Source organism: Pedobacter sp. KH_004 (genome assembly GCF_057840755.1).
Genome location: NZ_CM174519.1, coordinates 952423 through 966823, shown reverse-complemented (window position 1 = coordinate 966823; position 14401 = coordinate 952423). Strand labels below are relative to the sequence as shown.

At 40.7% G+C, this 14401-nt stretch carries 14 protein-coding genes; 9 read left to right on the top strand and 5 right to left on the bottom strand.

Annotation, left to right across the window (positions count from 1 at the left end):
* The first annotated feature begins 179 nt into the window (after positions 1–179).
* The 3 genes from AC3ITD_RS04345 (at position 180) to AC3ITD_RS04335 (ending at position 1218) form a co-directional block, all read left to right on the top strand.
* Positions 180–398 carry a (4Fe-4S)-binding protein gene (locus AC3ITD_RS04345; protein WP_489364305.1) on the top strand — a complete coding sequence of 73 codons (219 nt, stop codon included), beginning with the start codon at positions 180–182 and terminating at the stop codon, positions 396–398.
* A gap of 15 nt (positions 399–413) precedes the next feature.
* Entirely contained in the window at positions 414–704 is a 291-nt protein-coding gene (locus tag AC3ITD_RS04340; RefSeq protein ID WP_489364303.1) for a GNAT family N-acetyltransferase, read from the top strand.
* Between the two features lie 100 nt (positions 705–804).
* Positions 805–1218 (top strand): OsmC family protein, encoded by a 414-nt coding sequence (locus AC3ITD_RS04335; protein ID WP_489364301.1) that lies wholly within the window; start codon positions 805–807, stop codon positions 1216–1218.
* A 336-nt stretch (positions 1219–1554) separates the two neighbouring features.
* Here AC3ITD_RS04335 and AC3ITD_RS04330 read toward each other — a convergent pair whose 3' ends face one another.
* Together AC3ITD_RS04330 and AC3ITD_RS04325 are read right to left on the bottom strand one after the other, a co-directional pair.
* The gene (locus AC3ITD_RS04330; protein ID WP_489364299.1) at positions 1555–2508 is read right to left on the bottom strand and encodes a hypothetical protein; all 954 of its coding nucleotides are present in this window, start codon (positions 2506–2508) and stop codon (positions 1555–1557) included.
* Positions 2509–3056: 548 nt separating this feature from the next.
* A complete protein-coding gene (locus AC3ITD_RS04325; RefSeq protein ID WP_489364297.1) occupies positions 3057–3923 on the bottom strand; it encodes a LysR family transcriptional regulator in 867 nt (288 codons plus the stop codon).
* A gap of 114 nt (positions 3924–4037) precedes the next feature.
* On the opposite strand from AC3ITD_RS04325, the gene AC3ITD_RS04320 reads away from it, so the two are divergent.
* Entirely contained in the window at positions 4038–4973 is a 936-nt protein-coding gene (locus tag AC3ITD_RS04320) for an alpha/beta fold hydrolase (RefSeq protein WP_489364295.1), read from the top strand.
* A 322-nt stretch (positions 4974–5295) separates the two neighbouring features.
* Positions 5296–5736 (top strand): hypothetical protein, encoded by a 441-nt coding sequence (locus AC3ITD_RS04315; RefSeq protein ID WP_489364293.1) that lies wholly within the window; start codon positions 5296–5298, stop codon positions 5734–5736.
* Positions 5737–5776: 40 nt separating this feature from the next.
* Here the strand turns inward: AC3ITD_RS04315 and AC3ITD_RS04310 are convergent, their stop codons facing one another.
* On the bottom strand, positions 5777–7414 hold the full coding sequence (locus AC3ITD_RS04310; RefSeq protein WP_489364291.1) for an FAD-dependent oxidoreductase: 1638 nt from the start codon (positions 7412–7414) through the stop codon (positions 5777–5779).
* A gap of 685 nt (positions 7415–8099) precedes the next feature.
* Here AC3ITD_RS04310 and AC3ITD_RS04305 point away from each other — a divergent pair.
* The 4 genes from AC3ITD_RS04305 (at position 8100) to AC3ITD_RS04290 (ending at position 11127) form a co-directional block, all read left to right on the top strand.
* Entirely contained in the window at positions 8100–8573 is a 474-nt protein-coding gene (locus tag AC3ITD_RS04305; protein WP_489364289.1) for a Dps family protein, read from the top strand.
* 155 nt (positions 8574–8728) lie between these two features.
* On the top strand, positions 8729–9037 hold the full coding sequence (locus AC3ITD_RS04300; protein ID WP_489364287.1) for a GNAT family N-acetyltransferase: 309 nt from the start codon (positions 8729–8731) through the stop codon (positions 9035–9037).
* Positions 9038–9155: 118 nt separating this feature from the next.
* The gene (locus tag AC3ITD_RS04295) at positions 9156–9458 is read left to right on the top strand and encodes a GNAT family N-acetyltransferase (RefSeq protein ID WP_489364284.1); all 303 of its coding nucleotides are present in this window, start codon (positions 9156–9158) and stop codon (positions 9456–9458) included.
* Between the two features lie 163 nt (positions 9459–9621).
* Positions 9622–11127, top strand: a complete 1506-nt coding sequence (locus AC3ITD_RS04290; protein WP_489364282.1) for a M61 family metallopeptidase — start codon at positions 9622–9624, stop codon at positions 11125–11127.
* Positions 11128–11335: 208 nt separating this feature from the next.
* Here AC3ITD_RS04290 and AC3ITD_RS04285 read toward each other — a convergent pair whose 3' ends face one another.
* Positions 11336–12907 carry a family 43 glycosylhydrolase gene (locus AC3ITD_RS04285; RefSeq protein ID WP_489364280.1) on the bottom strand — a complete coding sequence of 524 codons (1572 nt, stop codon included), beginning with the start codon at positions 12905–12907 and terminating at the stop codon, positions 11336–11338.
* A gap of 717 nt (positions 12908–13624) precedes the next feature.
* Complete coding sequence (locus AC3ITD_RS04280; protein WP_489364277.1) at positions 13625–14398, bottom strand: response regulator transcription factor; 774 nt, start codon at positions 14396–14398, stop codon at positions 13625–13627.
* Positions 14399–14401 lie beyond the last annotated feature (3 nt).

The following is a 14401-nucleotide window of genomic DNA, read 5'->3' as shown; positions in this document are numbered from 1 at the left end:
TAAGTCAGTACAGCACCATACCTGTAGGTAGACTAATGTCTACTTTTTTTTTAGGCATAGATCATCCTTTGCTGTTAGGATATTAAAGACCTTTATCAAAATGAACAGAGGTATGTTTAATCGGAAGCGCATGTTTGCGCCCTTTCGACCCACTCATTTGATATGTTTGTTAAGGAAATATGGAAAAAATTAATTATTCTAACGGGGAAATCACCATTCTTTGGCAGCCCAAATTATGTATTCATTCGGCCATATGTGTAAAAACTTTACCGGCCGTTTATGATCCAACCAGACGACCCTGGGTTCAGGCACAGAATGCATCAACAAGGGAGCTCATCGAACAAGTGAATAAGTGTCCTTCCGGAGCATTGAGTATTCTAGAAAAGGTTACCAATTAAAATAATTATTCAATAATGGAAAATACAAAAGTTGTACTGAGAAAAGCCCCTTATGGGGAGGTTCAGTTGTTTTCGGACGGGATCAAAGCCGGCCGGATGACCATGGCGATCTCAACAGAAAAACTTACTGTTTACCACACCGAAGTTAAACCTGAATTCAAGGGTCACGGCTTTGCAAAATTATTGCTCGATGAACTGGTGGCTTACGCGAGGGCTAATAATTTAAAAATCGTACCGCTTTGCCCCTACGTGCATTTACAGTTCAGGCGTTATCCTGAAACATACAAAGAGATTTGGTCGAACTGATTTTGAGGATCAATTTGACAGATCCATCATCAGTCAGTTTACGGTTGTGACCGGCAAAAAGTCCACTGTTAACTTCTGGAAAATTAAGAAACGATTATAAATGAAATATATTCTCGAGCACCCTATAAAGGGAACTGCAGGAAATCAAAAATATGAGACGGTAATTGAATGGAGAAACGGTGTGCTTACTACTGACGAACCCGAAAAAATCGGCGGGAAAGATATAGGACCTGATCCTTACACTCTGCTGTTATCCTCATTGGTTACCTGCACGATAGCCACCCTACGGATGTATCTGGAACTTAAAGCTATACCACTACCTACGATAGTTGTGGAAGCTAATATGTTCCAAAGACTACTTCCTGATGGATTGGTTATGCATATTGAACGAAAGATAAATTTTGGCCAGTCATTGGACAAAGAGATGGAAGCCCGGCTGCTACGGATTGCTGAGAACTGCCCAGTGTCCAAGATCTTAAAAGGCAACATCAAAATCAACACAGCCTTTTTATAATACTTAGCGGGATTGCCGGACATTTCTCTAACACATCGAAAAGCGCGATTCCAGTTTATAATGACTTATTTTATTTATCTAAGAAGACTGCGACGGAAAATCTCTGACGCTGGTACCTATCAGAACACTGGATGGCAGAAATGAAAAGCTGACTTGAATTGTATAAAAAAAAGCCACATGTACTTGGGACATCATATCTGAGAGATGATAAAACCAATGATGTCTTAATCATCTATACAATGGTAGCTTTGTAAAAAAAAGCGTATTGCGTAACATCGTAAATTTTTCAGGATATTAATCCGTTAAACTCAACTATGTGATAAGAAGGCACTATTTTCAGTATTCCAGCACATAAATCTTCCTGTTATCATAATCCCAGACCGTTTTATATTGCGAAAAAAACCGATAACCGATAGTCATTAAATTTGCAGCAGTTAAATTACCTGCTTTCCTGATTACATTGGTATCTTGCAGGGATGAACGCTCCAGTCCTTTTAGGGAGGTATGAAGCTTGCTGTTGAATCTGATATTCCTGACAGTTAGCAGTACATCTCCTGCGCTGTCTTTTCCTGAAGCAGTGACGGTGCGGCTCTTCAACAGTCTTTGCTCGGAAATGCTGTCTAATTGTAAGAATCCATTCTGGCCTGTATCAAAAGTACCCAGCACGTTTACATTGTCTATCTTGATATTAATGATTGGCATATTGGGCATTTTTTTTATTTCGAACTCAATGACAGCCAAAATCTTTTCATTCGCTAAATAGTCCTTAGAAAGACTACGTGCTTTGCTATTTTTGTAAAAGGTCACATTTTTGTGTAAATAGTCGAGTTTAAATAAGTAGCCGCTAAAAAAATCATGACCAACAAATCCAAGGAAGTCTGTTGCGATATGTTGCTGCAGAAAGTCATAGTTCGCACTTCGAACGTTTATCAAATTTCTAAAGGTAAGTCCATTGGTAAACTTGAGTTCCTGAAGCGTGTCCGTTAAACTTGTGTTAAAGGACTGTCCGCTCCCGGCCTGGCCGCTGCCTTGTATTTTTTTGTTCGCAACCACCACGAAATTATCGTTAAGACTAATTGCAGGCTTGAGGCCTGTATCAAACATGAATTTCCCCGAAACACCGTTAACGCTTCCAGGAATGAACGGATAAACATTGATTATCATGATAGGCATGACCACAATATCCCCATGCAGTTCGGTTTTTTTTTCAAAGACCTGCGCCATAGCTGCATTCGGATGCCCCTGCAATAGAACGAGAAGCAGAAAAAAAGACAAGATCGATCTTAACATAAATTATGATTTAATGATTGTTTAATCTGTGATAACTGATTATCATCCGGCACCTGTTATTTGCCTGAGCCAGCTGCCATTGGCCTCAACACTCCAGTTTGAATCGAATCTTTGAGGGGGATAAGCGCAAAGGCTTGCTTTGGCGTTGATCAGGTAATTTGATAATATGAGTGGAATAAGTCCGGGCAAAGACGGTAATTAACATAAAAAACGGGGCTGTCAAAAATGAAATTTTCATGAGTTGATGAGTTTGGTTGTGTTTATTTGAATTCAGGCTCGCAATGTAAAGGTGAGCGCAGCAAAAAAACTTCTGTTTAAAATGTCCTGCTAGCTGAAGGATAAATTTCGTTTATTTTAGACTAAAAAATAATGATTTTTATCGCAAAAAGCAGTAGATAAAAGTCTACAGAGTAGTGAGCTTTCTAATTTAATGTGCAGAGGACTTAAATGAGGCTGGCTGTGGATGATCTGAAGGTCGGCACGATAACGTCTTGTAAATTATTCATCAGCCCATGTCAACAATAAGATTCGCTCCTAGTACTGCTGAATTATTGATGCGAAACAGAACTGAAGTCCAAAAATGCTTTAAGCGCCCTTGAAAGAAAATTTTTCCGATAAACCAAAACAGTATTCATGGTTGAAAGTTGTTTGCTCAATGGATACACGAAAAGTTTCCGGCCCGAGTAGTGTTGTAATATGACTTCCTCCGGCAGTAATGTGATCCCCAGGCCAGCTTCCACAAAATTTATAATTCCATCTATAGAATTCAATACTATGCTTTTATAGTGGATAATTCCTTTGGAGCTCAACCACGATTCCAGTCTGGCCCTAAAAACGCAACCTTCATCAAAAACGATTATTTTAAGGGGTCTTTCCGACAAGTTATCAATCAGTTTAGGATCGGCGGAAGCACTGACTAAAACCAGTTTCTCCTGTGAAAAATATTTCTGGTCCAGGCCGGCAACGTTTACCGGCGCGGGGACGAAAGCGGCATCAAGGTTGTAGTTCAGCACCTTGTTGATCAAATCACCACGCAATCCTGAACTAAATTCAAGATCGATCATCGGATACTTTTCCTCAAAAGAAATGAGCATTTGCGGTGCTTTGAGTGCCATTGTGGTTTCAACACACCCTACTTTTAGAAAACCGTTCAGTTCGTTGCTGCTTTTAATATTATTTTTTGCCTCCTCGACAAGCTGAATGATCTGCCTGGAATATTGCATCATGATCTGCCCCGCCTGGCTGAGTTCTACTTTGCGGGAGGAGCGAATAAATAACGCTGCGCCAAATTCCTCTTCAAGACTTCTTATCCTGGCTGTCACATTAGACTGAACGGTAAAAGTGGTTGCTGCCGCCTTTGTAAAACTACCTGTACAGGCAACTGCTTCAAAAATTTTCAGATCATTTAAGTTCATTTTAAGCATCATTAATAGTGATAGATAGAATCATTTTTAATCGTTTTTAATAATCAAATATCATCAGTAATTTTGATTATTCAATAGAGAAAATGAAATATTATTTCATATGCAATGAACTTGGTTGATACCCAAATTGCAGCCGGCATCGGCAATAACACTCATAATTTAATTCAACAAATGGAAAACACTACCATTCACCACCGTTATATCGAGGTGGATAATCTCAGGTTATTTTACCGGGAAGCTGGCCCAATTGATGCACCAATACTTTTACTTTTACATGGTTATCCTACATCCTCGCATATGTTTAGGACCCTGATTCCAATTTTATCCGTGAAATATCACATTATAGCACCGGACCTGCCCGGCTTCGGCTTCACAAGTGCACCGGATCATCTGCATTTCAGTTATACCTTTGACAATCTTGCAAGCACAATGCAGGGTTTCATTGATAAACTAAAAATTGATCGATTTGCAATGTACGTATTTGATTATGGTGCACCAACGGGCTATAGATTGGCGATCTCAAATCCCGAAAAAATTACAGGCATCATATCCCAGAATGGAAATGCATATGAAGAAGGCTTAAGTGAGGAATGGAATCCTATCAGGAAATATTGGGAAAGCCCATCACAAGAAAACAGGGATTCGCTGAAAGATTTTGTGTCGAAGGAAGCAACATGGTTTCAATATCACCAAGGTGTTTCGGATGATACTCTGATTGCGCCCGAGACTTACGTTTTGGATCAATTTTTTTTAGATAGACCTGGCAACATGGATATTCAATTGGATCTGGTCAAAGATTATAAAAGCAATGTGACACTCTACCCAGAATTTCAGAAATATTTCAGAACTCAACAGCCCAGATTACTGGCCGTGTGGGGAAATAAGGATCCATTCTTTTTGCCATCGGGGGCGGAGGCATACAGGAATGACATTCCGGGTGCAACCGTAAAGTTTTATGATACGGGTCACTTCGCATTGGAAACACATGTAAAAGAAATAGGTGCTGATATATTAAGCTTCCTGGACTCCCTTTCAGCATAAGCATCCGGAAGAATTCAAGGAAGCTGAGCAGTAAAGTTTTATTGTATTAATTTGTAGTCAGAGTTATGATGGTATCTTCCTGAATATGACCGGGGCTGATCCTGCTGGAACAGCGGATATTTACAGATACTGTGAAAATGGATATCCATCATCTCGCTGACTTTCTGGATTTACTTAATTATAAAAACACTGATGTGTGCTAGATATGATTTGAGAAAGGGCAATAAGCAGTCTCTATCAGGAATAATGGTTAACACTCAGCAAAAATGCCAATATTCTTTAAAAAAAACAAGGAAATGAAAATCACTATCCCTTACCTGTTATGTTTAGTCTGTTCCGTTATGGTGTTCGTGATCTTGGGCATAAATCTCTTTGCAGTGTATCAGTTGCTACCAATAGCTATTTTTCTGATCTTTCACAAAAAGGTTTTTCTTGCCTCCAAAGGAAGATACCTGCAATTTTGTTACTGGCTGACCATTCTGGGTTTCTTGCTATACCCCCTGACCATGCAGCTTGCCTGGCGTTTAGATCTTTTTCATATCGCTACGGGATCCTCGACCAGTGGTTTATTATTTGTGTATCTTCCGATATACGCTGTTTCGATTGGCCTGGTTCCTGCTTTAATCGGAGCGATATTAAAAAAGCGCCAACGATCGAAGGGCTGATATTTGCTATTGAAATCAATATATCCGAAAAGATTTATCCCTTTTCCACTTTTCCAAAAAGAAAGAAGAATCGAGATAAATCGGAACAGATCACTTAAGGGACAACTATAAAAGCAACCAAATTATCCAGGCACTCTTTTAGTTGAATAGTTTCATTTCGGCCAGATGTTGATGTATTTGACTGATGGCCATTGACCCTTCACCCACTGCAGAGGCAACCCTTTTCACAGAGCCTTTTCTCACATCCCCCACAGCAAAAAAACCAGGTATACTCGATTCAAGTGTTTGCGGTTTCCGTTGTTTGAAGATCGCGCTATCTGACAATGAAGACTCTTCAACATCACTTCCCGTAAAAATAAATCCTTTCTCATCCATCGATACAATCCCGTTCAGCCATTCGGTACATGGCTTGGCCCCTATAAATGTAAATAAATTTGATATTCCTATTGTTTGGAGCTGTCCTTCGGTTTCCAATACTACAGATTGTAAATAATGGCTCCCATTGAGTTTGATTATATTGCTGTTCTTGTGCACTGTGATATTAGCAGTAGTGTAAATCCTCTGTACCAAATAGTCACTCATTTTGTCTCCCAGGTCATTTCCACGAATGATTACATGAACCTGATGGGCATGATCGGCCAGAAATAAGGCAGCCTGCCCCGCCGAATTACCTCCCCCTACCACTCCTACCAGTTCATTTTTACAACTGGATGCATTCATTCCGGTAGCGGAATAGAACACTCCGTTGCCTTCAAATTTTTCCGTATTTTCCAGCGGCAAACGTCTATATTCTGCGCCGGTTGCCGCGATCACGGACTTAGCCCGAATGTTTTTATCATTTGAAGCACAGAGGGTAAAAAATTCACCATTATATTCCAATTTCACTGCCTTCCGCGGAATGGAGATATTACAGCCAAACTTCTGTGCTTGCATATACGCTTTATTGGCAAGATCGTTACCGGATATTCCTGTGGGGAATCCCAGGTAGTTTTCGATTTTTGAGCTTTTCCCGGCCTGTCCACCTGGAGCATTCCCATCTATTGTGACTACGGTCAGCCCTTCCGAGGCAGCATAAACACTGGCGGCAAGGCCTGCAGGTCCGGCGCCGACTACTAGGACATCATACAGTTCGTCCTCAAATCCGACAAGCACGCCAGTGAGTTTGGCCAGTTCAGTAATTGTAGGTTTTTTATATATTTCACCAGACATATTCAGAAGAATCGGTAAATCTTCTTCTGCAAGGTTGAAGCTTTGCAACAATTCTTTTGCCTTCAGGGAAGTATCGGTATTTAAGAATGAGTGCCAGATATGGTTTTTCTCCATAAAGTCGCGCAGATCATAGGTTTCCTTGGACCGTTCTGAGCCGATAACTTTTATGCCTCCTGAAAATTCCTTCAGCATCACTTCCTGCCGATGGAGAAAAGCACTCAGCAGGACATCACTTATCCCACTATGCTTTGAAATCACATCCTTTAAGACTTTGGGTTCTATTTTAAGTACGGTTGTATTCTTCGCCGCCACAGCATCGAAGGGAATGCTCCGGTTGGATAACATGCTATTGTCACCGGTAAATTCATTGATTTGATGCGTACCCATAATTTCTTTATTCATTGAATCTTTCACACATATTTCGCCTTGCAGCACAACATAGAAATCATAGTCACTATCTCCGACTTTGAACAGTTGTGTTTCCTTCTGATAAGTGATGATGGTACCAAATTCTTTGAGTGTATTAATTTGTGTCTGGGTTAAAACCGGAAATCTTGGATCAGTCATTTTTAACTTTGCTATTTTTTGAATGGATTTTATCTAAAAAGTTTCTTATCATTTGAATCAAGTTAATTTTTGCCATTAAATGTTATTGATCTTAATGTAAATACTCCATACAAAACTATGGGAATCAACAAAAAAAACAGATGATAAAACACGATATCGAACGTAGACATTTGTCGATTTTATATATACACAAAAATCGCTTTTACCCTACTCAACGCTATATTGGGACAGTTGGAAGATTATCGCTAACGAATAAGTCACTCAAGTTATCGATGGGGACATGGAAATTCCTGGGTGACTAGCAACACCCTTCTGAAAACGCTGAACTGAACATTCTGTTATAGATCAGTTCGAAACAGGGAGTTAACGGATTACCTTTCCCAGCGTCCGGAATTTAAGGGTGAAGTTTACTGCTGCCCTGAAGAAACACCAACGGAAAACAGTGGTTCAGAAGACGATTAAGTTTACTGTAGTCAAATGACTATACATTTATCCGACAAATATCATCTTTTTAAAGTTTCCCACCCCCTTAATTTGCACAAAACATACTTCCGATTATCAATGGGCTTTAGACAAATCCCGCTAAGCCGGGGAGAATTGAATAATATGGAAGGAATTGAAATGACATTTGCACTTTGAATAGGCAATCAAGTTCGTCAAAAAAAAATGATAAAATACAAAAAAAATGAAAGCAACTATTGGTATTACTGAGAACAACCTGGCAGAGGTTGCGCAATTATTAAGCAAAATACTGGCCGATGAGTATGTTTTACTCACTAAAACAAAAAGAGCACACTGGAATGTTGAGGGTACTGATTTTTACAGTAGCCATAAATTCTTTGAGCACCAATATGGTCAACTGGAAATTATAACCGATCAAACAGCAGAGCGTATCCGCAAAATTGGCCATTATGCTCCGGCAACGCTTAAGCAATTTCTGGAGCTCACTCATTTGAGCGAAGATTTCAGGGGCAAAAATGATTCAATGTCTCATTTGGGGGCGCTTCTTGCTGACCATGAAAGCATAATCATTAATCTGCGGGGAAATATCGGTAATTTTGGCGGAATCCATAAGGACGCGGGCACAAGTGATTACCTGACCCGTCTGATAGAGACACATGAGACGATGGCTTGGATGCTACGCGCTCATCTGGCTTAATCCGAATTTTTCTGTGTTTATTTGGACAACAGAGCGCCCGAGACCAGGATAGTCCAATCAGAAAAATTAAATTTAAACAGTATCTGTTAAACAGGACCTCGGTTTTGGCGAAGACAAGCACTAGTCTCAACCGGCGTTGTAACCGACTATTTGCCATGCAGGATAATAAATATACCATTATCAACAATGAATTCAATCAACAATTTGAAATAGAACTGGAAGGGGAAATTGCCTATCTCACATACCGGTTTTATAAAAAAAACATCGCATTCATGCACACGGTTGTACCGCCCACATTAACAGGGAAGGGTTTGGCAACTGCGCTGGCGATTTATGCATTTGATTATGCCAGAACCAGCCGGAAACTGGTTATGGTATATTGCCCTTTTGTCGGCAGATTTTTAAATAAAAACCCGCAATACCTTCCATTTTTGGATCCTTTGTACCTGGGGAGAAAAAATTAGCAGGCGTGATAAAGATAGCTTAAACCTCCTTGAGTGATAAATTCAGATAAAGATACAATATCATTAACTGACCACCATGGATTGTTGACGATAAAACCGTAAAAAAAAACGTAAAAAAATGGCAATAGTAAAATTAAATATTGGAGAAAATGAGGCGAGTTCATTTGAACTTTTCGATGAAGACGGAAAAGCTGGAGAGATGATTTTTGCAATAAATGAATCAGACTTAACAGTATATCATACAGAGGTTGAACCAGAGAAGGAAGGCCTTGGATATGCCAAAATGCTTTTGGAGGCAATGGTTGATTATGTAAGAATAAACAACTTGATGGTCATTCCGATGTGTCCTTATGTCCACCTTCAATTTCGCAGGCATGAGTCAATGTATCAGGATATCTGGAATAAGGTCAATGAAGACTGACGGTCAATGCGCTTATTATGATTTAATCTACAATCTGCTCTTCAGAATTAAAATGTTGTCATTGAAATTGTCTGCATTGAATGTTAAAAGGCAGCGGTTTTTCTTTGATCATCTCATTTCTGCAATAACAGAATCAAAGTCGTTTATAAAAATACTTCTGCCTTTGGCATTTGTATTTTGTGATAGCCAGGTTTATGCACAGCAAGGTGTTTATCATGTTAAGATTGACCTGCTGCATATGAAGAATGAACAGATTGATATCAGTATTGCTCCCCCAAAAAACAACTTGGATAAAGGCGTGTTCATCCTTCCAAAACTTATCCCGGGCTATTATGGGGCAATGGATTTTGGACGATACATTTCATCGTTCCAGGCCTTTGATGCAAAGGGATTTATGAAGCCTGTACATAGAATAGATGTGAATTCCTGGAGAATAGAAGACTTGAAAAATGTTGCCAAAATTACCTATAAGGTGGCTCCAGGCTGGAAATCCATGACCGAGCGCCAAGGTGGAGCGAAGTCGGCAGGGAGCCACTTCGTGAGGGATAGTGTTTTCGTGATCAACTACAATTCGCTTGTTGGCCACTTTAAAGAGTTGAGCCGGCCTGGTTTTAATGTGGAAGTTACCAGAAATAAGGGTTTCTATGCATCCTCCGCATTGCTTTATCATAAAAAAAATGATATTACAGACTTCGCGGTGGCTGAAAGCTACCGGCATCTGGTTGATGCCCCTGTAATGTACTGTATTCCTGACACCACCACTCTTCATGTGGGCGAAACTGAAGTGTTAGTTTCGTTTTACTCAAAACACGCCGGGAACTATTCTCCGGTACTTGCTGCAAAATTGAAAGACATTTTAGAAAACCAAAGAAGCTACCTTGGCGGAAAGCTGCCGGTGAGTAAGTACGCGTTTTTAATATACCACGAAAATTTTCCGGGCTCAGGACTAATCGGAGACGGCCTCGAACATGCTCAGTCCACGCTCTGCCTGTATGCCAGTCATTCTCTTGAAAGTCTGCCCAAAGCCCTTGAGGTTGTGGCTTCCCATGAATTTTTTCATATTTTGACGCCACTGAACATTCACTCCGAAGAGATTCAGCATTTTGATTTTCTCAACCCTAAACTCTCCAGACACCTATGGTTATATGAGGGCATGACCGAGTATGCAACTATTCACATGCCTGTTAAACAAGGGATGATCAGTCTGAAAGAATTCTGCCAGATCATTGAAGAGAAAATGAAAAACATGAAGGCTTTTGACAATTCACTTGCGCTGACAGAAATGAGCATTAACGCCATTGAGCGACAGGATCAGTATATGAACTTTTATCAAAAGGGCGCACTTGTAAATATGTGTCTAGATCTCTATTTAAGACAACTTTCCAAGGGGAAAACAGGGACTCAGGACCTTATGGATAAACTGGCAAAAAAGTATGGTCCAGATGCTGCGTTTGAGGATGATAAATTGTTTGATGTCATCACGGCAATGACCTTTCCGGAGCTGCGCACGTTTTTTAAACAATATGTCGAAGGAGGCGGAACACTACCTTTGGAGGAGTATCTACTTTCTGCAGGAATCAGCTTCGATAGGGTAAATGGCCACCTCAGTCCGATCGAAAATCCGACAGCAAAGCAGCTTTCGGTAAGAAAAAGCTGGATAAACCAGTAAAACTTAAATGGCAGGACTGAACCGGGTTAAGCACCACCTGTTTATGCGCTATTTCTTGCGCGCTAATATTTAAGTGAATGCGGCAGCTGAAGACCAAGACTCCTTAAAAAATTTACCATACAAGGAGAAAAAACAATTGGTCAGGATTGAAACGATAGGTTTAATCCTGACCAGTTATCATTTCACTGGGCCTTATTCAGCATATGGGCTATTCGCCTACGGGTATTGCGATATTGGTATTAACTGGCGCAGCAACGCCAAAATTTGGTGAGCCGTCTGTGTTCCAGGTAAATTTTTGCATTCTTGGCGTGCGGGTTCCTCCAGGGTTTGCTGCCGTTCCGCGTGCATGGTAAACCACCCAGTTTTCTGAGCGAAGTACTCCGTTTCCGTCTGTGTAACTGCTCGTGAAAAAACCGTTGTGACCTGGCCCATATACACCTCCGGCATCATTTCTGCTTAAAACCTGTTTTTTGTTAATCCAGTCTGCTGCCACAGTCGGGTTTCCTCCGGATTTCAGCTGAATCTGTCCGAGGCAATAATTATCACTGCCATACCGGCTACCAGAATAAATGATAAATACGGGACTGGCCGCATCTTTGCGCAACATTATAGGTCCTTCATTGACACCTAAACCTGTACCCGAAGATTCATATTTTTCCCAGGTATTTGTTGGCGAGGATATTTTCACCCTGGGTCCGTTAATTGTCCAGGGATTGGACATAGGCGCAATGTAAAGGTGCTGCTTCCATTTTGTTGCAACATCCTCCCACCCCGACCAGACGAAATAATTGGCGCCTCCAACAGTGAGCACGGTTCCATCAATGGCCCACTGGTCTGATGGGTCAGAAATCTTTCCCTTGAACGTCCATGTACCCACTGTTGGGTCAGCATTTGCATTCTCCAAAACATACATACGGTGATTGGCATCCGCACCATCATCCGCAGCAAAATAGATATACCATTTACCCGATATGAAAAAAAGTTCAGGCGCCCAGATGGCATGAGAATAAGCTGTTCCTGTTGGTGGGGTATAAACAGTGGTCACCTGATAATTATTGAGCAATGCCATTGATGGTGTTTTGATAATCGATATTTTACTGCCCTGGGTAAACAGGAAATAATAAAATCCGTCTTTTTGTGCTACGTAAGGATCCGCCCTGCTGCCGGAGGCGAGCGGATTCTGGAAGTTGAGATTGGTAAACCGGAACATATTTTGAGTTCCACTTACGCCACCTATTTGTTTTATTTTTGTACCCGAACCTGAATTCTCGGGATCAACAACCATGGTCAATCCGGTTGCTTTATTAACCAATGTATAAGCATCATGGGTGCTTGAATAATTTATTGACCAACGCTGAGCATCACTGCCATCATCGGTGCGCTGAAGGAGCTGGTCTCCAGAAGTTGTTGAAGGTGACCAAAGACACTTGTTGCTGGTTAGATTGATCACTTTATAATAAGTTGCATCCACTTTAATCAAACGCCATTTTTGGCCGTTGTTGGGAAACCATGGCCATTGCTGAATCTTTGCATTCTCGGCGGTGGTGTTTCCAGCGACTTCAACAGCCGGGCCAGCTGGAAGAGAGGATATACCTCGTATTCTGTAAATACCACTATCCACCAGTGTTCCAGCCTGGGGCGCGATGAACGCACTTATCTGATGTTTATCGGACAGGCCGAGGGTTTCGGTTGGATAAATTTCTGGAATAATTTTTTGACATGCGGCAAAAAACAGGATACAGTACGATGTTGATAAAAGATAAAAAACTTTACTTCTCATAATTTCTTCTTTGATTTCAGACTTATTTGGTTAAAATGCGCAGGATGACTCTTATTTAAGTCAGATGTTGACGCCCTGTTGCGTTCGGTAATTTTATTTCATGTGTGAGACTTTTGATCTCAGAAAAATATATTGTCCCTCCTTTCAAATTAAAGTGTTGATTTGTAAATGCCCTAAGCAGCTCCCTTGCGTTCGACTAATCAACGCACTACTGTATGTTAGTGGATTTTAGCGAATTGCCAAATTGTAAGCTTATTTGCAATTCTGTACGGGGAGTTAAATTAGAGACCATAAATAAAGTTAAACACAGAAGCTGAGCTGCGGTGCTCATTCACTTGTCTAATCGTCTCAAATGAAATGCTTTATGGTAAAAAAAACGGAATTGATAACATTACTCCATACATCCACATTATGGGTTATAAGCTTTGATTAATGTGCTGAAAACATTAATAGAAACCTTGTAAAGCGTTATAAGCGCAGCTTCAGTCCAGGACTGATAATAAGCTTGGAAGCACCAAAGTGATGAAGTAGTTAAATGTTCTTTCGGCAAACGAAATTCCAAGGGTGATAGCAAAAAAAACCACCCTGAATTTCAGCGTGCGGCGAATTCTATCGCTAGGGGCGTTAAATCCGAAGCACCCCGTATTCTTTCTGGCGAGATCTCTCCTATCGCTTGAGCTGGCGGGAAAGTTTGTGGGGCCTGGGTGGATAAATGTTCTAAATCAGAATATCTTTGGGTAACGTATCGATATATTCTACAGCACTCATCTTAAAGTATTTTTGAAAATTCCGGCTAAACAAACTTTGAGAACTATAACCTACCATCATGCTTATCTCATACAGGGAATAGCGGTTTTCGGCGATAAGGGATGCCGCTTTTTTCAATCTAGTGATGTCGATGAGTTCCTTAGGCGTTAAAGAGGATAAGGCCTTAACCTTTCGGTAGAAGGTTGGTCTGCTCATGAACATATGTTCGGCCAGGGTAATCATGTCAATGTTTGGGTTTTTAATGTTTTTCTTAATAAAGTCATCAAGTTTTTTCAGAAACAGCTCATCAGATTTAGAATGTGCCATTACCCTGGCATCCTCAAAAGGGGTACTTGCGAGATGGTCCTTGATTTTTGACCGATTTAAAAGCAGACTGGAAACCTGAATTTTCAAAAGCTCTTCTGAGAACGGTTTGGGCACATAAGCGTCGGCACCATTCTCCAGTCCCTGAATGTGCGCACGTATACCGTTCATGGAGGTGAGCAGCAAGATGGGTATATGACAATATTCAACATTTGATTTAATCATCCTACAGAGCTCAAACCCATCCATTCCCGGCATCATCACATCAGAGATAATGAGATGAACAACTTGCTGTTCCAACATCAATTTTGCTATTTCTGCATTCTGAGCAAGATGGACGGTATAATCATTGCTCAGAATTTCCCCGAGCAGGTTAAGTAAATCGGGATGGTCATCAATAACCAAGATACTATTATTCATGCG